At 56.2% G+C, this 21,567-nt stretch carries 21 protein-coding genes; 7 read left to right on the top strand and 14 right to left on the bottom strand.

The window, feature by feature from the left end; all coding sequences use genetic code 11:
- Positions 1 to 34: 34 nt before the first annotated feature.
- From ACK2JC_RS21030 to ACK2JC_RS21020, 3 genes are read right to left on the bottom strand one after another with little or no spacing between them, the layout of a single operon-like run.
- Positions 35 to 787 carry a hypothetical protein gene (locus ACK2JC_RS21030; RefSeq protein ID WP_118755998.1) on the bottom strand — a complete coding sequence of 251 codons (753 nt, stop codon included), beginning with the start codon at positions 785 to 787 and terminating at the stop codon, positions 35 to 37.
- A gap of 52 nt (positions 788 to 839) precedes the next feature.
- Positions 840 to 1,742, bottom strand: coding sequence for a hypothetical protein (locus ACK2JC_RS21025; RefSeq protein ID WP_320938249.1), 903 nt, complete (start codon positions 1,740 to 1,742; stop codon positions 840 to 842).
- A gap of 17 nt (positions 1,743 to 1,759) precedes the next feature.
- Positions 1,760 to 3,751, bottom strand: a complete 1,992-nt coding sequence (locus ACK2JC_RS21020; RefSeq protein ID WP_320938248.1) for an FAD-dependent oxidoreductase — start codon at positions 3,749 to 3,751, stop codon at positions 1,760 to 1,762.
- A 166-nt stretch (positions 3,752 to 3,917) separates the two neighbouring features.
- Between ACK2JC_RS21020 and ACK2JC_RS21015 the strand changes: the two genes are divergently transcribed.
- The gene (locus ACK2JC_RS21015) at positions 3,918 to 4,514 is read left to right on the top strand and encodes a TetR/AcrR family transcriptional regulator (RefSeq protein WP_118756000.1); all 597 of its coding nucleotides are present in this window, start codon (positions 3,918 to 3,920) and stop codon (positions 4,512 to 4,514) included.
- A 177-nt stretch (positions 4,515 to 4,691) separates the two neighbouring features.
- Here the strand turns inward: ACK2JC_RS21015 and ACK2JC_RS21010 are convergent, their stop codons facing one another.
- From ACK2JC_RS21010 to argC, 5 genes are all read right to left on the bottom strand, one after another.
- On the bottom strand, positions 4,692 to 5,936 hold the full coding sequence (locus tag ACK2JC_RS21010) for an aspartate aminotransferase family protein (protein WP_320938247.1): 1,245 nt from the start codon (positions 5,934 to 5,936) through the stop codon (positions 4,692 to 4,694).
- Positions 5,929 to 6,825 (bottom strand): acetylglutamate kinase, encoded by an 897-nt coding sequence (gene argB / locus ACK2JC_RS21005; RefSeq protein WP_276953766.1) that lies wholly within the window; start codon positions 6,823 to 6,825, stop codon positions 5,929 to 5,931. The genes ACK2JC_RS21010 and argB overlap by 8 nt, the downstream gene beginning before the upstream one ends.
- A gap of 14 nt (positions 6,826 to 6,839) precedes the next feature.
- Positions 6,840 to 8,072, bottom strand: coding sequence for a bifunctional ornithine acetyltransferase/N-acetylglutamate synthase (argJ, locus tag ACK2JC_RS21000; RefSeq protein WP_320938246.1), 1,233 nt, complete (start codon positions 8,070 to 8,072; stop codon positions 6,840 to 6,842).
- A gap of 25 nt (positions 8,073 to 8,097) precedes the next feature.
- Positions 8,098 to 8,562, bottom strand: coding sequence for a GNAT family N-acetyltransferase (locus ACK2JC_RS20995; RefSeq protein ID WP_368272381.1), 465 nt, complete (start codon positions 8,560 to 8,562; stop codon positions 8,098 to 8,100).
- Positions 8,563 to 8,726: 164 nt separating this feature from the next.
- The gene (gene argC / locus ACK2JC_RS20990; protein ID WP_320938244.1) at positions 8,727 to 9,767 is read right to left on the bottom strand and encodes an N-acetyl-gamma-glutamyl-phosphate reductase; all 1,041 of its coding nucleotides are present in this window, start codon (positions 9,765 to 9,767) and stop codon (positions 8,727 to 8,729) included.
- A 278-nt stretch (positions 9,768 to 10,045) separates the two neighbouring features.
- Between argC and ACK2JC_RS20985 the strand changes: the two genes are divergently transcribed.
- Entirely contained in the window at positions 10,046 to 11,305 is a 1,260-nt protein-coding gene (locus tag ACK2JC_RS20985) for an argininosuccinate synthase (protein ID WP_118756130.1), read from the top strand.
- A gap of 177 nt (positions 11,306 to 11,482) precedes the next feature.
- On the opposite strand, the gene ACK2JC_RS20980 is transcribed toward ACK2JC_RS20985, so the two are convergent.
- Complete coding sequence (locus tag ACK2JC_RS20980) at positions 11,483 to 11,938, bottom strand: putative ABC transporter permease (protein WP_320938252.1); 456 nt, start codon at positions 11,936 to 11,938, stop codon at positions 11,483 to 11,485.
- Positions 11,939 to 12,214: 276 nt separating this feature from the next.
- Between ACK2JC_RS20980 and ACK2JC_RS20975 the strand changes: the two genes are divergently transcribed.
- From ACK2JC_RS20975 to ACK2JC_RS20960, 4 genes are read left to right on the top strand one after another with little or no spacing between them, the layout of a single operon-like run.
- A complete protein-coding gene (locus ACK2JC_RS20975; protein WP_320938243.1) occupies positions 12,215 to 13,237 on the top strand; it encodes an ABC transporter ATP-binding protein in 1,023 nt (340 codons plus the stop codon).
- The gene (locus ACK2JC_RS20970; RefSeq protein WP_092366469.1) at positions 13,221 to 14,087 is read left to right on the top strand and encodes an ABC transporter permease; all 867 of its coding nucleotides are present in this window, start codon (positions 13,221 to 13,223) and stop codon (positions 14,085 to 14,087) included. The genes ACK2JC_RS20975 and ACK2JC_RS20970 overlap by 17 nt, the downstream gene beginning before the upstream one ends.
- 34 nt (positions 14,088 to 14,121) lie before the next feature.
- Positions 14,122 to 15,570 carry a Gldg family protein gene (locus ACK2JC_RS20965; protein WP_320938242.1) on the top strand — a complete coding sequence of 483 codons (1,449 nt, stop codon included), beginning with the start codon at positions 14,122 to 14,124 and terminating at the stop codon, positions 15,568 to 15,570.
- A 12-nt stretch (positions 15,571 to 15,582) separates the two neighbouring features.
- Positions 15,583 to 16,581, top strand: coding sequence for a DUF4340 domain-containing protein (locus ACK2JC_RS20960; RefSeq protein ID WP_320938241.1), 999 nt, complete (start codon positions 15,583 to 15,585; stop codon positions 16,579 to 16,581).
- A 267-nt stretch (positions 16,582 to 16,848) separates the two neighbouring features.
- Here ACK2JC_RS20960 and ACK2JC_RS20955 read toward each other — a convergent pair whose 3' ends face one another.
- Both ACK2JC_RS20955 and ACK2JC_RS20950 read right to left on the bottom strand, forming a co-directional pair.
- Positions 16,849 to 17,481: a chloramphenicol acetyltransferase gene (locus ACK2JC_RS20955; protein WP_118756007.1), complete on the bottom strand. Its 633-nt coding sequence runs from the start codon at positions 17,479 to 17,481 to the stop codon at positions 16,849 to 16,851.
- Positions 17,482 to 17,573: 92 nt separating this feature from the next.
- Positions 17,574 to 17,726: a hypothetical protein gene (locus ACK2JC_RS20950; protein ID WP_368280907.1), complete on the bottom strand. Its 153-nt coding sequence runs from the start codon at positions 17,724 to 17,726 to the stop codon at positions 17,574 to 17,576.
- 122 nt (positions 17,727 to 17,848) lie between these two features.
- Here ACK2JC_RS20950 and ACK2JC_RS20945 point away from each other — a divergent pair, with 122 nt between their 5' ends.
- Positions 17,849 to 18,343: a GNAT family N-acetyltransferase gene (locus tag ACK2JC_RS20945; RefSeq protein ID WP_320938240.1), complete on the top strand. Its 495-nt coding sequence runs from the start codon at positions 17,849 to 17,851 to the stop codon at positions 18,341 to 18,343.
- Between the two features lie 48 nt (positions 18,344 to 18,391).
- Here ACK2JC_RS20945 and ACK2JC_RS20940 read toward each other — a convergent pair whose 3' ends face one another.
- The 3 genes from ACK2JC_RS20940 to argH form a co-directional block, all read right to left on the bottom strand.
- Positions 18,392 to 19,066: a FadR/GntR family transcriptional regulator gene (locus ACK2JC_RS20940; RefSeq protein ID WP_276850520.1), complete on the bottom strand. Its 675-nt coding sequence runs from the start codon at positions 19,064 to 19,066 to the stop codon at positions 18,392 to 18,394.
- Positions 19,067 to 19,303: 237 nt separating this feature from the next.
- A complete protein-coding gene (locus ACK2JC_RS20935; RefSeq protein WP_024735744.1) occupies positions 19,304 to 19,993 on the bottom strand; it encodes a Crp/Fnr family transcriptional regulator in 690 nt (229 codons plus the stop codon).
- A 184-nt stretch (positions 19,994 to 20,177) separates the two neighbouring features.
- Complete coding sequence (gene argH / locus ACK2JC_RS20930; RefSeq protein ID WP_320938239.1) at positions 20,178 to 21,557, bottom strand: argininosuccinate lyase; 1,380 nt, start codon at positions 21,555 to 21,557, stop codon at positions 20,178 to 20,180.
- Between the last annotated feature and the right edge of the window lie 10 nt (positions 21,558 to 21,567).

The raw sequence follows: 21,567 nt of genomic DNA, 5'->3' as shown, positions 1-21,567 counted from the left end.
GATCGCCTAAAACAGACACGCCAAAAAGCGCCGTTTAACAGACAGTTTCTCCCTCTTCCTTCTGATTGCAATACTCAATTCTTTTCACATCCTTTTTTCGAAAACGGACTTCTTCTGAATCTTTATACTTTGCAACGATCCAATTACCCTTTTGATAACTGGTATCGGCATCCGCTTTCGAAATGACCGTGCCATCACTTAGATAAAAAGTAGCATATTGAAACTCCGTGGTACTTTTATCATCAAAGACAACAAACGCAGATACTTCAATACCCAGGCATAATAGTATGACGATTAAGCTGAGTCCCCTATTCGGCCATCTCCAAAGTACAATCCAAATCATAGCACTTGTTATAAACGGTGTCCAAGCGAACACTTGTGTCATCATAGCCGTATATTTATATGCCTTTTTGTATTTAAATTCCTTTCCCTCCACAAATGGCTTTAAACAAGCATAGCCTAATATCGCATAACTGATTATATTAAAAACCAAATATACCTTCCTTTTGGTATTTGCTGAAAAAGGACTTCGAATCAAATTCATGATTGCGGTAGCAAATAGACTACCTAGAACTAAAATTATCAGTCCCCAGACATAAATATACCAGAAATATTTAATATAGCTGTTTTGCGCTGACATATTTTTTGAACATTTCCAATATTTATCTGCGTCACATAATACCTTAATGGCACCAGGAATCCATCCAACAATAATGACTATAATCGGCACTACACTATTCAGAATATCTCTTTCGATCATTATGTTAAAAAATTCTTCAAAATTCATATGCCCCTCCCCTTTTATCACTAGTATACGACAAAAGGGAGGAGATCGGAAGCTATTCTTTGGAAACCGGCTTCGTTACATAATTTTTGTCCAGATAGATCTGGCAGGAGCCGCCGTAGCGGCCTTCCGTAAATTTTGTAGCGCGGATGGAGTGCACAACACCGGCGGGGATGTACACCGCGCAGGGAGAGGTCAGGTCGTAAACGTCGTCTCCCAGGGTAATCTGAAAATCTACTACGCCCTGATCGCCGAGGATCAGATACATCTCGTCCCCCTCATGTGTATGGGGATTGGCCTTAGGACCGGTGCCCGCTTCCACGATCCCCACCTGGCGCGCAGTTGCCAGAAACAGCGTTGGGCACACCCAGGCGTTGGCTTCCGGCACCAGATCTCCATTCATTAGAATTGGAAAGCCCAGATTCCCAACGGAGCCTTCGTGATCCGGCAGACTCTTCACCCACTGGATATCCCGCACAATCAGATGCTCCGTGTTTTCCAGCTTCATCGGGTGTTCCGGAACCGGTCTGGTCACATAATCCCTGCTTAAGTACACCTGGCAGGAGCCGCCGTAGCAGCCCTCGTCAAACCGGGTGGGGCGGATGGAATGGGGCAGGCCTGCCGGGATATACACCGCACTGGGAGATTCCAGATAGTATACGTCGTCCCCCAGAGTGATGCAGAACTCCACAGCCCCTTTCTCACCAACAATCAGGTACATCTCGTCCGCGTCATGGATGTGAGGGTTGGCCTTGGCCCCGGTCCCCGCAGCCACAATCTCAGACTGACGCCCGGTAATCTGGAATACAGTGGGGCATACCCAGGCCTCAGCCTCCGGCACTAAATCCCCATTCATCAGAATCGGAAATCCCTTTCCGCCCACGGAGCCTTCGTGGTCCGGCAGGGAATCCACCCAGCGGATTCCGTTGATAATCAGATGCTCATACTGTTTCGCCATTTCAATTCTCCTCCTCGTTAAATGTTTCTTGCCACCTCATAGGCGTTCCAGACTGCATACATAATATTGTGAACCTGGCTGGAATCCCCCACATTGTAAATCTCACGGTCCATCCCTTTAACCGCCTCGTACAGACTGTTTTCAGACCGGTAGCCCACGGCCGAGATCACCGTGTCTGCCTCCAGCTCCAGCGTGTTTTCTCCCTGCCGCACCACCGCGGTATTTCCGCAAATGGAGGTAACCGCGGCGCCCTTTAAAATCTTTATTCCGTGGTAATTCATCAGATCCAGCAGCATGGAATAATTCATGAACGGCAGCGCTTTGGGTCCGCCTAAAATCTCCGGCAGCATCTCCACCACGGCCACCTGTTTTCCCTGCTTCGCCAGCCAGAGTCCGGTCTCGCAGCCCACCAGGCCGCCGCCGATCATCACCACCTTGTCTCCGGGCACAACTCTCCCCATCAGCACGTCGTCCGCGCTCACGGCCGCAGCCAGCGCCTCCTGGCGCAGCTTGACCGGTACGGACCCGGTTGCAATGACAACCGTGTCCGCCGGGAACTGCTCCACCTCTGTAGCGTTCATCTCCTGCTCCAGGCGCACCTCCACGCCCAGAAGCTCCAGCTGACGCTCGTACCAGCGCACCAGCTGATGGTCGTAGCGCTTGAATTCCGGCACGCCGCCGGGAATCAGATTTCCGCCGAGACGCGCCAACTTCTCGCAGAGTATGACCTTGTGGCCCCGCTCAGCCGCCACCCGGGCGCACTCGCAGCCCGCTACGCCTCCTCCTACAATTAGTACGGTTTTTTGCTTTGGCGCAGGCGTAATCCCATAGATCGCTTCCCGCCCGCAGGCCGGATTCACCGCGCAGGACACCGGTCCTCTGGAAATACGGCCCAGACAGCCCTCGTGGCAGCCCAGACATGGACGGACCTCATCCAGACGGCCTCTGCGCAGCTTCTCCGGATAGTCCGCATCCGCCAGCAGCTGGCGTCCATACTCCACAATATCGCAGGATTTCCCCAGTGCCTCCACGGCAATGTCCGGATTCTCCATCCGGCCCGCCAGAATAATCGGCACATCCACCTCTTTTTTCAGAATTTCGCCAAAGGGGCGGTACATCCCTTCCTCCTCAAAATACATGGGCGGATGATTCCAATACCATGAGTCGTAGGTGCCCGCGTCCACGTTCAGGGCGTCATATCCGGCAGCTGTCAGGATCTTCGCAGCCTGGATTCCCTCCTCGATATCGCGGCCGGCCTCCTGATAGGTCTCCCCCGGAAGCGCTCCCCGGCGCAGTCCCTTCATACAGCTCTTTAAGCTGAACCGTAGTGATACCGGGAAATCCGGTCCGCAGGCCTGCTTGATCCCTCTGACAATATCTGTGGCAAAACGCAGCCTGTTCTCCAGACTTCCTCCGTACTCATCCTCACGGTGGTTGTACAACGCGATGGCGAACTGGTCCAACAGATACCCTTCATGAACCGCATGAATCTCCACACCGTCAAAACCGGCCCGTTTGGCGATAACCGCCCCCTTCACAAAATCCCCCGTATACTGCCGGATTTCCTCCTTCGTCATCTCCCGATGCAGGAGCGACGGATCAAAACGGTTTTCCTGAACCGACGGAGCGATATAGTTCTGAACCATCCCAGGCATGGTGCTTCTGCCGGCGTTGGCCGTCATCTGAAGAAATATCTTCGCCCCATACGCATGAATCCGCTCATTCATCTGGTTTCCGTTATGTACAAATGCCTTGGGATTTTTGGTAACGCAGGGAATCCCGGGGGATCCGATCCCCTCCACGTCCACATTAACCGTACAGACCCCCGTTATAATCAGGCCGATCCCGCCCTTCGCCCGTTCCACGTAATAATCCTGGAGCCTTTGGTTGAAGGCGAAATGAGGATCCGCATAGCCGATCGGGCCCATGGGAGCCATTGCCATCTTGTTCTTCAGCTTTAATTTGCCGATATACGCCGGTTCAAATAAAGCCGCATACTTGGTATTCATATTCCATTCTCCTTTCACATATCAATGTTCGCCGAACATGTTATCTGAAATGAAGTTTAACAGATCCACGGTAAAATGTCAACGCGCTTCCCTTGTTTTTTTCAACATTTTATACTAAAATAGCCCATAAGCGCTGTTTGCCCACCACAAAAACGGAGGATGGAAAATGGAATTAACCAACCGGCAGAAACAAGCCATGACCACAAAACGAAAACTGCTGTATACCGCGTACGAACTGATCCGCGAGCAGGGTTACCCTGCTCTGACCATCCGCAGGCTCTGTGAAAAAAGTGGGGTTTCCACCGGGGCGTTCTATCACCACTACTCCTCCAAGGAGGATCTGATCGCTCAGGGTTTCGCCTCCTACGACGTGGGTTTGACGGAATTTTTAGAATCCTATGAAGAGCCTGATCCAGTGAAGGCCATCCGCCACATCGTGCTGAGTCTGAACCAGTATATCTATGATAACGGGGCCCAGTTCGCCAAGGAGCTTTACATCTCCCAGCTCTCCATCAAAGACAGCTACATCACCCGCAAGGACCGTTCCTACTATCTGGCGGTTCTGAACTATGTGGAGCAGGCCATGGATCAAGGCCTCTTCCATTCCACCATGAACGCCGGTGGGATCACGGACTTTCTTCTGCGTGTGGGACGGGGCACGATTCTGGACTGGTGCCTCCACGACTACGCCTACGACCTGATGGAACAGTCTGCCAGGGACCTGGATTTTCTATTGGACAACCTCACCGCAGGGCGGGGCTGACGACCGGCTTTGTTTTTCTTCCGTACCGCGTTGCAGCCTCCTGCTGCCATACCAAAAGGCCGGGATAAGCATGAGTTTTCCACATCTCTCATGCTTATCCCGGCCTCTGTTACTTTAGCGCCGGATATCGCCGTTCACCTCTTCCGTATCATCGTTTTTTACGTTTTTTATGTTTTTCTACGATTCCGCCGCCCCAATCGCCGCCTTAAGCCTCCGCGCCATCTCGTCCACATCTTCCTTCTCAATCACTAACGGCGGCACAAACCGGATCACATTGGCTCCGGCCGAGATCAGGATCAGTTTCTGGCCCAGCAGCGCCTCCTGCACCACCGGCCCCACGGGCACGGTGAACTCCAGGCCCTGGATCAGGCCCAGACCGCGGTGGTCCTTCACCAGCGGGCACTCCGCCGCCAGTTTTTCCAGCGTATCCCACAGATACCCGCCGATCTCCCTCACATGCTCCACGATCCTGCGCTCTGCAAACAGGTCCAGCACCTTGGCCGCGGCCGCGGTCACCAGCGGGTTGCCGCCGTAGGTGGTTCCGTGGTCCCCGGGCACCATGGCCGCGGCGGCCGGACCGCAGGCCAGAAACGCGCCCACGGGCATGCCGTTGCCCAGGGCCTTGGCTACGGTCATCACGTCCGGCTTGACCCCGTAGCCCTGCCAGGCGAACATGTGGCCGGTCCGTCCCATGCCGCACTGGATCTCATCCAAAATCATCAGCAGGCCGTGCTGGTCGCACAGGGCGCGCACGCCCTTTAAAAATTCCTCCGTGGCCGGATAGATGCCACCCTCGCCCTGAACGGTCTCCAGAATCACGGCGCAGGTTTTCTCATTGATCAGCGCTTCCACGCTGTCCAGATTGTTAAACTCCGCGAATTTGATCCCCGGAATCAGGGGCCTAAAAGGCTCCTGGTAATGGGCATTCCCAGTTACGGATAAGGCCCCCAGGCTGCGGCCGTGGAAGGAGTGGTTCATGGCGATGATCTCCCCGGTCATATCCGGTTCCCAATCCTCGCAGCCGTCGGCCCCGTCCCCCATAGCCTCGTGGAGCTTATTATAATGGTAGCGCTTTGCAATTTTCAGCGCGCCCTCGATGGCCTCGGTGCCGCTGTTGGTAAAAAAAACCTTATCCATTTGCGATACCGCCAGCAGTTTTTCCCCTGCGTCGGCCGACGGCGCATTGTAAAACAGGTTGGATATGTGGGTAAGCTGATCCACCTGCGCCTTCACCGCCTGATTAAACGCCTCGTCCCCGTAGCCCAGTCCCATGACCGCGATGCCCGCGCCGAAATCCAGATAGGCGTTTCCCTCGCTGTCGTATAAGGTCACGCCCTTTCCATGGTCAAATACCACGGGATAGCGGTTGTATGTTTTGTAGAGCACCCGCTCCGCCTGATCGATTACCTTCTGGTCAGCCATGATAAAACCTCTCTTCCTCCGCGGAGTTGAAAATCGCGGTGCCGATTCCTTTGTCCGTGAATATTTCCAGCAGCAGACAGTGGGGGATTCGCCCATCCAGGATATGGACCCGGGAAACGCCGCTTCGGATGGCGTCGATGCAGTTTTGCAGCTTTGGCAGCATCCCGCCTCCCAGGGTGCCGCTGTCCACAAAAGCCTGGGCCTCGTCCACGGTCATCTCCGAGAGCAGGGATTCCTTGTCGTTAAAATCCCGGTAAACGCCCTCCACGTCCGTCAAAAATGCCAACTTTTCCGCCTTCATGGCGGTAGCTACTGCGCAGGCCGCGTCGTCGGCGTTGATGTTATAGGTTTTAAACTCCTCGTCAAAGCCCGTGGGGCAGATGATGGGCAGGAAATCCTTCTCCAGTAGATCGTAGATGATCTGGGGATCCACCTCCGTCACCTCGCCCACATAGCCGATGTCCTCGCCGCCGGAGTATTTCTTCTTACAGCGCAGCATCATGCCGTCCTTGCCGCTGATACCGACGGCCTTCACACCCAGTTCATTTACCAGCTGCACCAGGCTCTTGTTCACCTTATTGAGCACCATCTCCGCGATCTCCATGGTAGGCTCGTCGGTCACCCGCAGGCCGCCCACAAAATGGGGTTCCATGCCTACCTTGCCCACCCAGCGGCTGATCTCCTTGCCGCCTCCGTGGACGATAATGGGCTTGAAGCCCACCAGCTTTAACAGCACCACGTCCTGGATGACCTGCTTTTTTAAGTTCTCATCCACCATGGCGCTTCCGCCGTATTTGACCACCACGATCTTCCGATTGAAACGCTGTATGTACGGCAGGGCTTCGATGAGCACCGCCGCCTTGTGCATAATTCCCGGCTCCAGTTCCATTTTCATCCTCCTCATTATGAGCGGTAATCCGCGTTGATTTTCACATAGTCAAAGGTCAGGTCGCAGCCCCAGGCCGTGGCCGTTGCCCCGCCCATTTTCACATCCGCCACCGCCGTCACATGGGGCTGGGACAGGATGTTTGTGGCCTGCTCCTCGCTGTAGTCCACGGCCACGCCGTCCTTTATGATCTGCATGCTGCCCGCGGCGCTCTCAAAGTATAGGTCCACCCGCTCCGGGTCGAACTGAGCGCCGGAGTAGCCCATGGCGCAGAGGATACGCCCCCAGTTGGCGTCGTGGCCAAAGATGGCTGCCTTGGTCAGGCTGGAAGTGATCACGGATTTGGCCAATACTTTGGCCTGCTCTTTGGTGTCCGCGCCCACGATTTTCACCTCAAACAGCGCCGTGCAGCCCTCGCCGTCCCCAGCCATCTTTTTCGCAAGAGTCTCGTTGATGTAGTTCAGTGCCTGACAGAAAACGGCGTAGTCCTCATTTTTCTCAGTGATCACCGGATTCCCGGCCATGCCGTTGGCCAGCAGCAGCACCGTGTCGTTGGTGGAGGTGTCGCCGTCCACGGAGATCATGTTATAAGTGTCCTGGACGTCCGTACTCAGGGCCTGCTGGAGCAGCTCCTTGGAAATGGCCGCGTCCGTGGTCACGAAGCTGAGCATGGTGCACATGTTGGGGTGGATCATACCTGAACCCTTGCACATGCCGCCCATTTTCACCGTGACGCCGCCGAGCTCGAATTCCACGGCGACCTCCTTGTGTTTGGTGTCCGTGGTCATGATGGCCTTGGCCGCCTTTGTGCTGCTCTCCTCCCCGCCACAGAGCAGCGGGGCCATGGCGTGGATTCCCGCCTCGATGCGGTCCATGGGCAGCTGCATGCCGATCACGCCGGTGGAGGCCACCAGCACGCTGTCCTCCGGCACGCCCAGGGCCGCCGCGCAGGCCCCTGCTGTTTGGCCGCAGTATTCCATGCCTTCCTTCCCGGTGCAGGCGTTGGCGATGCCTGCGTTGACCACCACGGCTCTGGCGGCCGCACCGCCGTATACCTGGTTTTTATCCCATTTGACAGGGGCGGCCTGCACCAGGTTGGTGGTAAAGGTGCCCGCGGACACACAGTCCGCCTCGCTGTAGATCATCGCCATGTCCGGGCGGTCCTTGTATTTGATTCCCGCAGCGGTGGAAGCCGCCTTGAATCCCTTTGCCGCCGTTACGCCGCCGGGTATTTTCCTAATCTCTCCCATTTTTTTCCATCCCTTTCAATCTGCTCTACCGGACGAACCGGGTGATATTTTCCTCATTTAAAATGAACTCGTAGCTGTTGATGTCCCCGCGCTCCACCCAGCCGATGCCCTTCCAGAAGGCGTTTCCCACCTGGTTTTGCTTGAAGGCGATCAGGCTGATCTTGCTGACGCCCTCTTTCTGGAGCGCCTCCATGGCCGCCCGCACCATGCGGTAGCCGATGCCGTGCTTGCGGTAGCCGTTTGCCACGCAGACGTGATAAAAGCAGCCGGTGCGGCCGTCGTGGCCGCAGAGGATGTTTCCAATGATCCGGCCGTTCTGCACCGCCACCACGCTGTTGGTGGGATTGCGCCGCAGAAAACGCTCCACGCCCTCCCTGGAGTCGTCCACCGTGCGGATGCCAAAACCCTTAATCTCTGTCCACAGCTCATATACCTGCCCGTAATCCTCAATGGTCATCTCCCGGATGATCACGTCCATTGTTCCTGCCATTTTAAAATCCTCGTTCCTTGTATCATTTTGTACGGTACGGGAGGCGTGGTGGCTTGCGGGGCCTGGAGGCCGTATCTCTTGCGCCCGGCGGGGTCACTTCTGCCCTGCGCCTGCCACGGCCGCCTCTGCGCTGCACCTGGCGGGGTCACCCCCGCCGTTCCCTTCTACGGGAACATCGGCACCTGCCTGAGCCCCGTATGTTCCGCCAGCCCAAACATCAGGTTCATATTTTGTATCGCCTGGCCAGCCGCGCCCTTCACCATATTGTCGATGGCGCCCATCATCACCACCCGGTTGGTCCTGGAGTCCAGTTTAAAGTTCACGTCCGCAAAGTTGCTGCCCTCCACCCAGCGCGTCTGAGGCACAACGCCGGGTTTCAGCAGGCGGACGAAATATTCCTTCTGATAATACTTCTCGTAGGCGGCCCGCAGCTCCTCCTCCGAGGCATTTCCCGTCAGGGAGGCGTAGGCTGTCACCAGGATTCCCCGGTTCATGGGAACCAGATGTGGGGTAAAGCTGACGGTCACCGGCTTTCCTGCCGCATAGGAAAGCTGTTCCTCAATCTCCGGCGTGTGCCGGTGCACGCCCACCCCGTAGGCCTTGATATTCTCATTGACCTCGCAGTAGAGACTGTCCACCTTGGCCCCGCGCCCCGCGCCGGAGGTACCCGATTTGGCGTCGATGATCAGGGTATTGGGATCGATCAGCCCTTCCTTCACCAGCGGGTACACCGACAGGAAGGAACAGGTGGGGAAACATCCCGGGTTGGCGATCAGTCTGGCCGACTTCACCAGATCCCGGTTCACCTCCGGCAGCCCGTAGACCGCCTCGCCGATGAACTGAGGAGAGGCGTGTTTCAGCTTATACCACTGCTCGTACACGCCCACGTCCTTGATCCGGAAATCCGCGCTGAGGTCGATGACTTTCACCTTTGACAGGATTTCCTCATCCACCAGGGATGCGCAGAGCCCCTGGGGCGTGGCCGTGAATACCACGTCCACCAGACCGGCCAGTTCCTTCATATTATCATCCATACAGTTTTCGTCCACCAACTGGAACATGTTGGCGTAAACCGAAGCATAGTCCTGGCCGATATAACTTCTGGAGCCGTACCATTTAATTTCCACATCCTCCCGCTGAAGCAGGAGCCGTACCAGCTCGCCGCCCGCATATCCAGTGGAACCGATGATACCAACTTTGATCATAATCTCTTCCTCACCTTCATAATTAATCTGTTTCCGGCTCGCCGCCGTCCTGTTGACGGCAGCCCCAATAACCGCTGCCGGAAGCATTTTCCAGTCCCATCAAAGGTCCGGGGCTGATGTCATGTTCATAATTATACACACCAAATGAATAATATGCAACATTTTTGTAAATTTAATTTTTCCTATTGCATTTTTTTAAATTGTGGTGTATATTTATGAAAGTCAAATCACACACAAGTGAAAAAAATATAAATGATCGATTCAGGAGGGTATTTATGATGAAAGAGAAAGTGATTTTAGCATATTCCGGTGGGCTTGACACCACCACCATCATCCCGTGGTTAAAGGAAAATTTCGGCTATGAGGTGGTCTGCTGCTGTATCGACTGCGGTCAGGGCAGCGAGCTGGACGGACTGGATGAGCGGGCAAAGCTGTCCGGCGCTTCTAAATTATACATCGAAGATCTGGTGGACGATTTCTGCGACAACTATATCGTGCCCTGTGTGATGGCCAACGCTGTTTACGAGAACAAGTACCTGCTGGGAACCTCCATGGCCCGTCCCGCCATCGCCAAGTGCCTGGTGGACATCGCCCGCAAGGAGGGCGCCACCGCCATCTGTCACGGCGCCACCGGCAAGGGTAACGACCAGATCCGCTTCGAGCTGGCAATCAAGGCCCTGGCTCCCGATTTAAAGATCATCGCTCCCTGGCGTATGACCGACGTGTGGACCTTAAAGTCCCGGGACGACGAGATCGAATACTGTAAGCAGCACGGCATCGACCTGCCCTTCTCCATGGACAGCAGCTACAGCCGCGACCGCAACTTATGGCACATCAGCCATGAGGGCCTGGAACTGGAGAATCCGTCCCTGGAGCCCAACTACGACCATTTGCTGATGATGAGCGTGCGCCCGGAGAAAGCGCCGGACGAAGGCGAGTACGTGACCATCACATTTGAGGAGGGCGTACCCACCTCCGTGAACGGCAAGTCCATGAAGGTTTCCGACGTGATCCGCACCCTGAACGAGCTGGGCGGCAAGCACGGCATCGGAATCGTGGATATTGTGGAGAACCGCGTGGTGGGCATGAAGTCCCGCGGAATCTACGAGACTCCCGGCGGCACCATCCTGATGGAGGCCCACATGCAGCTGGAGGAGCTGGTATTAGACCGCGCCACCATGGACGCCAAGAAGGACATGGCCAACAAGCTGTCCCAGATCGTCTACGAGGGCAAATGGTTCACCCCCCTGCGGGAGGCTGTGCAGGCGTTTGTGGAGTCCACCCAGAAGTATGTGACCGGCACCGTGAAGTTCAAACTGTACAAGGGCAACATCATCAAGGCCGGGACTATCTCCCCCTACTCCCTTTACAGCGAGTCCCTGGCATCCTTCACCACCGGCGACCTGTACGACCACCACGACGCGGACGGCTTCATCACCCTGTTCGGCCTGCCCTTAAAGGTGCGCGCCATGAAGATGGCGGAGCTGGAGGAAGCCAAGAAGTCCGGAAAGAAGATCGACGCCTCCTACGCTGGTTAATTATGCGTTAATATGCATACCCCTGAATCAATAATTATAAATACAATTCCGCATAAAGCGGCATAAAGCACCGCCCTGTCAAGCAGCCTCACGGCATTTACAGGGCGGTATTTTTGCGGTATAAAAACGTGATCCCCTCCCATAGGCGGGGCGCAGCGTACTGCCGGTGGATGGCGCTCACAACCGCACGCTCCACCTCCATTTCCGGGTAAGACCCAGATTGTAGCGGGGCCGTTCCTCGCCGAACCACCGGTAACGCAGGCAGTCGTCCAGCACAATCCCGGCCAGGCTCACGGGCAGCCACAGGGCGCTGTATTTGAGGCTGACCTGCCCCAAAATGTTCCAGGGCAGGTCGCTGTAGTCCCACACCTGCCAGCCCAGCATAAGGTTTACAACACAGCCGGTGAAAAATTCCAGCGCCGTGATCAATAGCACGCCAACGGCCACCTGTTCCCACAGCGGCATATCCCAGGGCATTACCTCATTGATCAGCCCCAATCCGATAAAGCACAATCCGCCCAGCACAAACATGGTCCAGTGGCTGCGCCCCCGCCAGGCCAGCTCCAACAGCACATACACCGCCCCGCCCACATCCATCAGCACCAGATACTTATTCAACAGCCGGTGTCCCATCTCCCGTCCCCCGAATTTCTTCTCTCTGTTAAAGATATGCACATCCCTCCCCGATCTGTCCACCGTTTGAACGGCAGCGCTCATTCCCGGAAATGCCCTTTGCTGCGTCCTTCCCTGCTCTTTTCCCGGATTTTCGTTTCCTTTACGGCCAAAATTTAACAGCAATATCATAGTTCCATCACATTTTCATCACAATTCAGGGCTAAAACTAACTCTTGATATGATGCCGGCTCAACGGCAGAATACGGCAATCTGACAGACAGGAGGAGAGTACCATTGATTGAAGTGAAAGATCTTGTTAAATCTTACGGAGGACATATGGCGGTGGATCATTTAAGCTTTACGGTCCGGGACGGCCAGATTTACGGCTTTCTCGGCCCCAACGGAGCCGGAAAATCCACCACCATGAACATTATGACCGGTTATCTGGGCGCCACCTCGGGCGAGGTGCTGATCAACGGCCACAACATTCTGGAGGAACCGGAGGCCGCTAAATCCGGCATCGGCTATCTTCCGGAGATCCCGCCCCTCTACACCGACATGACGGTGCGGGAATATCTGGATTTCGCCGCCAGCCTCAAAAAAATCCCCAGGGCTTCCCGGTCGGAGGCTGTGGCGGAGGTCATGGAGTTAGTCAAGGTCGCGGACGTCAGCGGGCGGCTGATCAAAAACCTCTCAAAAGGCTACCGGCAACGGGTGGGCATGGCCCAGGCGATTTTAGGAAAGCCCCAGGTGATCATTCTGGATGAACCCACCGTGGGTCTGGACCCCAAACAGATCATCGAGATACGGGATATGATCCGCGGCCTGGGCAAAAAGCACACGGTCATCCTCAGCTCCCACATCCTGTCCGAGGTCAGCGCGGTCTGCGATCACATCCTTATCATCAACCGCGGCAAGCTGATCGCCAGCGACACCCCGGAAAACCTGGAGCGGCAGATGGCCGGAGCCGGGGGAATGAACCTGTCCGTCAAAGGCTCCGCAGAGGATGTCCGCGCCGCTCTGGAAACCGTGCCGCAGATTTCCGGCATCCATTTTCTGGAATCAGGCGAGGCGGGCGTCTGCCAGGTATCCCTGGACTACGCCGGGGCGGCAAACGGGGAGGTGGAGGCGGCCTCCGGGGAACCGTCCCCCTCCCGCGACGTCCGGGAGGCCGTATTCTACGCCTGCGCGGACCGCAGGCTTCCCATTCTCGCCATGGTGCCGGTTCACGCCTCCCTGGAGGAAGTATTCCTGGAGCTGACAGAGGACGAAAAACAGACAAGACAGGAGGACTGCGAACATGAGAGCGATCTATAAGCGCGAGCTGAAATCTTATTTTTATTCCATGACCGGGTATGTGTTCATCGCCTTTGTCACCATGTTCATCGGCATCTATTTTATGGCCACCAACATGCTGGGCGGATATCCCTACTTTTCCTACACCCTGGGAGCGATCCTGATTATCCTGCTCATCGCCATTCCGGTGCTGACTATGAAGAGCATGTCCGAGGAGCACCACTCCCGCACGGACCAGCTGCTCCTCACCTCCCCCGTCTCCCTCTGGAGCGTTGTCATGGGTAAATACCTCTCCATGGTCACCGTGTTCGCTATTCCCATGGCCATCTCCTGCCTCTGTCCTCTGATCATCAAGGCCAGCGGCACCGCCTATCTGGCCGAGGACTACGGCGCGATCCTGACCTTCTTCCTGCTGGGCTGCGTTTACATCGCCATCGGACTGTTTATCTCCTCCCTGACGGAGAGCCAGCTCATCGCGGCCGCCGGAACCTTCGGCGTGCTGCTGCTTCTCACCCTGTGGCCCAATCTGATCAGCTTCATCCCCACATCGGCCCGGGACTCCCTCATCGGGCTTCTGCTGCTGCTGACCCTGCTGGCCTTTGTGCTGTACCGCCTTACCGGCTGCGCTCCCCTGTCTTTTGGCCTGGAAGCCGTCGGAGCGGCGGCGCTGGCAGCCGTCTACTTTTACAAGAAATCCCTGTTAGACCGGGCGCTGACCCATCTGCTGGGCAAGATCGTGTTGGCGGATGTGTTCAACACAGTGGTAAACGACCATATCCTGGATCTGGGCGGACTGCTCTATTATGTGAGCGCAGCCTTCATCATGCTGTTTTTGACCGTACAGACCATTGAAAAGCGCAGATGGAGCTAACCGTGATACATTTCATAGCAGCAGGAGGCAGAATATGAACAAAAATCTTAAAAAGGGCGGCATTGTGGCCATTTTCACCGTCATCGTCATCGCCGCCGTCATTGTGGTCAACCTGATCGCAGGCACCGTACCGGCCAAATACCGCAGGCTGGACCTGAGCACCAACCAGATTTTTTCCCTGAGCGGCACCACCAGGGATCTGCTTGGCGGTCTGACGAAAGATGTAAACATTTATATCGTGGGCGACCCCGACCGCATCGACGAGCGTATCACCCACTTTGCCGGGCTGTACGCGGACCTCTCGGACCATGTCACCGTTGAGGTCAAGGATCCGGTGCTTCACCCGGATGTTCTGAGCACGCTGAACACGGAGGCGAATACCGTGCTGGTCAGCTGCCCCGACACAGGTAAGACGCAATCGATTCCATTTACGGATATTATCCAAATAGATTTAATGGCTTATTACCAGTATCAGCAGTACAAGGAATCTTCCTTTGACGGGGAAGGACAGCTCACCAGCGCCATCTCCTACGTGGCAAATGACACGGAGACCAACATATACCAACTGAGCGGCCACAAGGAATCCACACTCCCGGACATGGTAACGGACGCCCTGAAAAAATCCAACATGCAGGTCCACGACTTAAATCTGCTCACGGAAGGGGCCATCCCCGGGGACTGTGAGCTGCTGTTGATCAACAACCCGCAGACCGACCTGGCGGTGGATGAAAAGGACATGATTTCCGGCTATCTGAAGCAGGGCGGACACGTGCTGATCCTCACCGGCTACACAGAGTCCGGAAATCCCAACTTAAGCTCCCTGTGCGCGGATTACGGACTGGAGCTGAAAAATGGATATGTGGCGGACACGGCGCCGGGACAATACTACAACAACAATCCGTTTCTCTTCTTCCCGGAGTACGAGTTCTCCGGCGGCATGCTGACCGGAATCACCAGCAAGGATCCGGCCCTGCTGCTAAATCCCTCGGGTATGACCGTCTCGGAGAATCTGCGTGACGGACTGACCGTAGCCCCGTTTCTGACCACCACGGACAGCGGTATTTTTGTGGATCCGGCCACCCAGGAGCAGACCCCCGGAACCTATGTGCTGGGAGCCACCGCCACGGAGCCGGCCATAACTTCCGAAGATTCCCAGGCCGCCACAGCCTCCCAGGCTCAGGCCCAGTCCCAGGACGGTGAAACGGAGCCGGAAGCCACCCTGACGGTGATCACCGCGCCGTCCCTGATCGACGGTTCGCTGCTGCAGCAGTTCCCCAGCATCACCAACCTGACCATTTTTATGAACGCCGCTTCCCACAACATTTCCCAGGCCGTGAATCTGTCCATACCGGCCAAGAGCCTGGAGGTTACCTACAATATGATCACCGCGGGCGGACTCTGGAGCGCGCTGTTTATCATCGTGATCCCGGTCATCTTCCTGATCGCAGGCTTCGTGATCTGGATGAAACGGCGGAAACTGTAAGGAGGCATTTCCATGAGTCAATCTAAAAAAATCTCATTTGCGGCAGCAGCGCTTCTGGTGCTGTGCGCCGCCTACGCCGGGCTGACCTGGCAGCAGAAACAGAGTGCGGGCCGCGCGCTCCAGGAAGCCGAGAGCGCCCGCGTCTATGTGACGGATTTTGGGGATGTCACCGGGATTGCCATCGAAAATGGAGACGCAAGGCTGGATTTCGTGGAGGACAACGGCACCTGGTACTATGCTCAGGACCGGGACTGCCCGATCCGCCAAACCACACTCACCAACCTGGCCGATCAGCTGGCCGCCCTGCCCGCCACCCGCAAACTGGAAAATGCGGATGAGTTGGCTTCTTACGGGCTTGCCGATCCGAAGATCCGCTTTGAGATCACAACCGGCCAGCAAACCCCTGCCACACTGCTGATCGGCAATCAGGTGAAGGCCGCCGGATCCTCGGATATCGATCAGGCGCCGGAAGAATACTACGCCTGCATCTCCGGCGGAAGCCAAGTTTACACCATCGATTCCTCCCTTGCGGAAACCGCCGGCAAGGGGCTGTACGACTTCATCCAGACCGAATCCCTGCCCACCGTTTCCGGCGCGGATATCCGGGATATCGCGATTACAAAGGGAGAAACCACCAGCCATTTCGTGAAAAAAGAGGTGGACGGACAGGGAAATATCGCCTGGTACCGAGACACCGCCGACACGGAGGCCAACCGGCTGCCCGACAACTCCCAGCTAAACAACCTGGCGCAGGCGGTCAGCGGGCTCTCCATCCGGTCCTGCGTCAACTATAACGCCACCGACGAGGAGCTGGGAAGCTACGGTCTGGAGACTCCGGTCATGACGCTGACCTGGACCTGCCGGAAGGACGGCAAGGATATCACCACCACGCTGCTGATCGGAAGCATGAACCCGGAGGGAACCGGGTATTACGTGAAGCTTAAGGACTCAAAGGCGGTGAATCTGGCGGGCAAAGAGAATGTGGATAAGGTTTTAAACGCAGAATATTGAGTTTAAGGTAACAGTTCAGACGGCAGGAAAATTGGCGCGGTAAGCCGCGTCAAGCTCGCTTGTAAGCGGGTTTCCACGCCAATTTTCACATCGGATGGACATCCGATGCTTCTTGACCGGTCTTTTTCGGTCAAGAAGATAAGCCGTCTGAATTGTTACCGTTTAAGCGCTCCGGCAGCGGTTCTTCCGCGGGAGGGAGCGCAGCAGAAAAGCGGACATGTCACGTCCGCTTTTTTGCTGTCTTTTGGAAAATGGAAGGGGCGCCGGTCAGCTGCTCCTGCTCTCAATTCCGGCCAGACAGACCTGCAGGGCGTCCGCCAGCATGCCGATGTGGATGCCGTCCACAAAGGAGTGATGGACCTGAACGGAAAACGGCAGATAGGTACGCCCATCCCGTATGTAATATTTTCCCCAGTCAAAAAGAGGGGTTGCGTTGTCCTTTCTCCCCGAATCCGTATGGGAAATGTGGGTAAAGCTGACCCAGGGAAATGGTGAAAACTGGTAAATATCGTTGCCCATCGGCCCGGTAAAATATTCCTTCTGGTTTTCGGTTGTCTCCTTCGCCAGGGCGGCGTATTCTTCCAGCGTGTCCCGCATGGGCACATTGACCACCTTGAACAGTCCCGTTTCCCGGTTCAGGTAAGTGAAGGACGTGTTGATCACGTCAAATACCGCCGGTTTCCCGTCCACAAAGCGGCAGCGGAACGCCTCGATCTGGTTCGCGCATCTGGTAACGGCGTAAACCAGCGAAAATGTAAAGGAATAGCCCCGCTCCCTGACCCATTCGGGAAACCCTGTGATATCCAGATCAAAGGTAACGCTGTACTGGGGCTGGGCGCTGTCTTTGAATACCTGGTAATGCATCGCCCGGTCCCACGTGGTTAAGTCAATCCATCTCATATCTGATTCCTCCTGTTTGCAGTATGACATCCTATGGTTATATTCAGTTTATTGCAAAATACATACGATGTCAATATGACATATGATGTCTTTCAAAAAACAATCGCCCGAAAGCTATGCCAGCAGCCCACTGCATTCAATAAGATGGCCAGCGATGCAGGCACGCCGTAAAAGTGCCGTAAAAGCTCCATAAAAGCTGTTAAAATTCCCGCGTCCGCCTTCGCATCCGCCATCTCCTTCGCCAAACAGTTGCACGCTCATACCGGCTCTGGTAAACTCTAATCAAAAGGTCTTGGGCCGCCCCGGAACGCAACTTTAAATACCCCCGGCGGCGGAAATCCGGTTTCTTACAATGAAAGGAAAAATCGTGAACATTGAAACAGAACGTTTAGAGCTTGTGGCGCTGACGCCCACACAGCTGGAATGGTGGTTAAACGACTGCCACCGGCTAGAATGTGAATTGAATTGTCTGTACCGCGCAGAACCCATGGAGGGCTTGTTTCGCCAGATCGTAGCCGGGCAGCTGGCCGCAGCAGAGAGGGATCCCGGGCACTACGTCTGGCATAGCTTCTGGTTTTTGATCCGCAAATCGGACCGCACGGTGGTCGGCTCCGCGGATTTCAAGGACCTGCCGGACAGCGGCGGCCTGGTGGAGATCGGCTACGGCCTCGGCAGGGAATACGAGGGCCGGGGCTATATGACGGAAGCGGTCCGCGCCATGTGCAGATGGGCCATATCCCAGGACAATGTGCGCCATGTGACGGCGGAGACCGGTCTGGACGGCCTGGCCTCCCAGAAGCTTTTGCAGCGCTGCGGCTTTACGGAATGGAAACGTGGCGAAACCCTGTGGTGGATCCTGTGACCTGCGGCATTTGGCGGGTTTGTGGACATTGACCGCCGGGCGGGTGGACTACTGAATCCCCAGCTCCCGGATCGCGTGCAGAATATGGATCTTCATCGCGCTGCGGGCGCCCTCGGCGTCCCGCTGGGAAAGAAATTCCATGATCAGCCGGTGATCGGCAACCGTGTCCTGGACCGCCTGCCCGCCCTGGACCGAAAGCGCCACCCCCTTGGAAATGGCCTGGTAGAGAATGGGCATCAGCTTGTTCATAAACTCGTTGTGAGTGGCCTGGGCGATGGATTTGTGAAAAGCCTGCTCCTGCTGCGTGCGGTCGCTGCCCTCCCGGATGGCTTCCTCAATTCTGCGCCCGCACTCCAGAATCCGTTTGATCTCCCCGTCCGTTCCGCGTATCGCGGCCAGGTACGCCGCCTCGGGCTCAAATATCAGGCGCATCTCGTAGAGATCCCCGGCATCGGCCTTCACGTCGGAGAGCGGTCCCAGGATCTCCTCCCCCTGCCGGGCTTTTTCCGTGACAAATGTGCCGTTCCCGCGGCGGATCTCCAGCACGCCGTAAGCCACCAGGATTCTCACCGCCTCCCGCAGCGTCGTCCTGCTGACGTTCAGCTCATGGGCCAGCTCCGTCTCGTTTGGCAGCTTGTCTCCCGCTCCAAAGCGTTTTTCGATGGTTATCATCGACATGATATTATCCGCCACATCCTGAGACAGCATTTTACTCCCCGCCATGAAATCACCTCCGTAAATTGATATGACCGCCGCATCGTCCGGACAGCCGTTTTGCCGGGCGGGCCGCCGCCAGCCCGGTTCACTCTTGTGCCAGACACCTCTCTCCTTCTCCCCAGGCCACCTCTCCCGTCCCAGCCACCTCTCCCGTCCCAGCCGCCTCTCCCGCGCCAGGCCACCGCTCCCGCGTCCCAGCCGCCTCTCCCGCGCCCAAAGTGTCCTGGCGTTCCTGCTCCCCCGTCACGTCTGCCCGTTCACGGCTCCCGCCTTCTCATAAAGCACAAAATGATTCCTCTGAAATTCCAGCAGCCCTTCCGTCTTCATCTTACTCAGCTCATTGGACATGGCGCTCCGGTCCACGCCCAGATAGCGGGCCAGCTCCTGACGGCTGTGAGGGATGTCAAAATCCCGTCCGCCGCAGGCCACCGCCTGCTGGGAGAGATAGGACAGCAGCTTGTCCCGGGTGGTCTTGCGGGACATGTGCTCCAGCTTGTTCTCCAGCTTCACATTGTGCTCGGACAGGACGCGCAGCATATTCTGGATCAGCCGGGTGTGGAAATCGCAGGCCAGGGAGCAGAAGGTGATCATCCGCTGATATTGCAGAAACAGAACCTCACAGGGTCCCTCGGTCACCACGCTGACCGGCAGCACCGCGGTCCTGGCGCAGGAGTAGGACTCCCCAAATATCTCCCCCTCCTTAACCCGAAACAGCTCCTCCTGCCTTCCCCAGAAATTCTCCTGCACCACCATGGCGCTGCCTGAGAGCATGATCATAATGCTGTTCAAAGACTCGCCCATGCGGTAGATATACTCCCCCTCCTCATAGCGTGTCTGCTCGGCCGCGCAGCATTTTAACAGCGTGTAAAGCTCATCGTCATTCACCCCGTAGAACAGCGGGGACTTCCGTAAAATGTGCAGAAATTCTTCCATCGGTTCCTCTTTCCGTTGTTTTTACAACATTAATGCTGTAAATATTATATATTTTTCGAATCCAACCGTCAAGCATCAATCGACACAAAAACCCCCGGAGGGGCAAATTCATGCCCGCCGGGGGCGGTTAAAACGTCGCGATCCGACCTGCGCGGCAGCTTTGAACTGCCGCGCAGACCGGGCCTTACTGCTCCAGCTGCTTCCTGTACTGCGCGATCACATCCCGCATGGCCACCTGGCCGGGGGCTCCCACGGTGGTCCGCTTTTCCACACAGGTTTTCATGCTGATGGCCTCGTAGACGTCCTCGTCAAACACCGGACTGATCGCCCGGTACTCCTCCAGAGGCAGATCGTCCAGCGCAATTCCCTTCCCGATGCAAGTTAACACCAGCTGTCCCACGATGCCATGGGCGTCCCGGAAGGGAACGCCGCGGTTTACCAGATAATCCGCCGCGTCGGTGGCGTTGGTGAAGCCCTTCTTGGCGCTGGCCTCCATCACGTCCTTCCGGAAGGTCATGGAGGAGATCATGCCGGTAAACAGCAGCAGACATCCCTTCACCGTGTCGATGGCGTCAAAAGCCAGCTCCTTGTCCTCCTGCATATCCTTGTTGTAAGCCAGCGGCAGCCCCTTCATCGTGGTGAGAAGGGACACCAGTGCGCCGTAAACCCGCCCGCTCTTTCCGCGGATCAGCTCTGCGATGTCCGGATTCTTTTTCTGGGGCATGATGCTGCTGCCCGTGCTGTAGGAGTCGTCGATCTCCACAAACCGGTACTCGTTGGTGTTCCAGATAATGATCTCCTCGCAGAACCGGCTCAGGTGCATGGCGATAATGGACAGCGCGCTCAAGAGTTCCAGCAGGTAATCCCGGTCCGCCACTGAATCCATGGAATTCAGGGTGGGGCCGTAGAAATCCAGAAGCTTTGCCGTGTAGGCCCGATCCAGCGGATAGGTGGTTCCGGCCAGGGCTCCCGAGCCCAGCGGGCAGTAGTTCATCCGCTCACGGATATCGTGGAGCCGGGAACGGTCCCGGGAGAACATCTCAAAATACGCCCCCATGTGGTGGGCCAGTGTGATGGGCTGCGCCTTCTGCAGATGGGTGAAGCCGGGCATAAAGGTGTCGAGATTGGCCTCCATCACAGCGAGCAGCTCCTCCAGCAGGTCTCTCAGCAGGCCGTCCATTTCCTGAATTTCATCCCGCGTGTAAAGCTTCATATCCAGTGCCACCTGGTCGTTGCGGCTGCGGCCCGTGTGAAGCCGTTTTCCCGCCTCTCCCACGCGCTCGGTCAGAGTGCCCTCCACAAAGGAGTGGATATCTTCATATCCGGAATCGGGCGATATGGTAAGCGCTCCGCTGTCTAAATCCTTCTGAATGCTTTCCAATCCACGGATAATATCCACCTTATCCTGCTCCGATAAAATCCCCTGCCTGGCCAGCATCGTCACATGTGCGATGCTGCCGCGAATATCCTGTCGGTAAAATTTCTGGTCAAATGACAGGGATTCATTGAAGTTATGCACCAACTGGTTGGTCTCCTTGGTAAAACGTCCGCCCCACAATTTCATGGCTTCACTC

It is taken from the genome of Enterocloster lavalensis (assembly GCF_046603895.1).
GTDB classification, from domain to species: domain Bacteria; phylum Bacillota; class Clostridia; order Lachnospirales; family Lachnospiraceae; genus Enterocloster; species Enterocloster lavalensis.
Note: the sequence above shows the minus strand (reverse complement) of the source record. Positions and strands in the feature narration are given on the sequence as shown.

Coding starts and splice junctions, on each gene's coding strand:
- ACK2JC_RS21015 (WP_118756000.1), top strand. CDS start 3,918: ATGGAATTAACCAACCGGCAGAAACAAGCCATGACCACAAAACGAAAA.
- ACK2JC_RS20935 (WP_024735744.1), bottom strand. CDS start 19,993: ATGGAAGAATTTCTGCACATTTTACGGAAGTCCCCGCTGTTCTACGGG.
- ACK2JC_RS21020 (WP_320938248.1), bottom strand. CDS start 3,751: ATGAATACCAAGTATGCGGCTTTATTTGAACCGGCGTATATCGGCAAA.
- ACK2JC_RS21025 (WP_320938249.1), bottom strand. CDS start 1,742: ATGGCGAAACAGTATGAGCATCTGATTATCAACGGAATCCGCTGGGTG.
- ACK2JC_RS21010 (WP_320938247.1), bottom strand. CDS start 5,936: ATGGCTGACCAGAAGGTAATCGATCAGGCGGAGCGGGTGCTCTACAAA.
- ACK2JC_RS20980 (WP_320938252.1), bottom strand. CDS start 11,938: ATGGGACACCGGCTGTTGAATAAGTATCTGGTGCTGATGGATGTGGGC.
- argJ (WP_320938246.1), bottom strand. CDS start 8,072: ATGGGAGAGATTAGGAAAATACCCGGCGGCGTAACGGCGGCAAAGGGA.
- ACK2JC_RS20985 (WP_118756130.1), top strand. CDS start 10,046: ATGAAAGAGAAAGTGATTTTAGCATATTCCGGTGGGCTTGACACCACC.
- argH (WP_320938239.1), bottom strand. CDS start 21,557: ATGAAATTGTGGGGCGGACGTTTTACCAAGGAGACCAACCAGTTGGTG.
- ACK2JC_RS20970 (WP_092366469.1), top strand. CDS start 13,221: ATGAGAGCGATCTATAAGCGCGAGCTGAAATCTTATTTTTATTCCATG.
- ACK2JC_RS20995 (WP_368272381.1), bottom strand. CDS start 8,562: ATGGCAGGAACAATGGACGTGATCATCCGGGAGATGACCATTGAGGAT.
- ACK2JC_RS21030 (WP_118755998.1), bottom strand. CDS start 787: ATGAATTTTGAAGAATTTTTTAACATAATGATCGAAAGAGATATTCTG.
- ACK2JC_RS20960 (WP_320938241.1), top strand. CDS start 15,583: ATGAGTCAATCTAAAAAAATCTCATTTGCGGCAGCAGCGCTTCTGGTG.
- ACK2JC_RS20940 (WP_276850520.1), bottom strand. CDS start 19,066: ATGGCGGGGAGTAAAATGCTGTCTCAGGATGTGGCGGATAATATCATG.
- ACK2JC_RS20955 (WP_118756007.1), bottom strand. CDS start 17,481: ATGAGATGGATTGACTTAACCACGTGGGACCGGGCGATGCATTACCAG.
- ACK2JC_RS20965 (WP_320938242.1), top strand. CDS start 14,122: ATGAACAAAAATCTTAAAAAGGGCGGCATTGTGGCCATTTTCACCGTC.
- argC (WP_320938244.1), bottom strand. CDS start 9,767: ATGATCAAAGTTGGTATCATCGGTTCCACTGGATATGCGGGCGGCGAG.
- argB (WP_276953766.1), bottom strand. CDS start 6,825: ATGGAACTGGAGCCGGGAATTATGCACAAGGCGGCGGTGCTCATCGAA.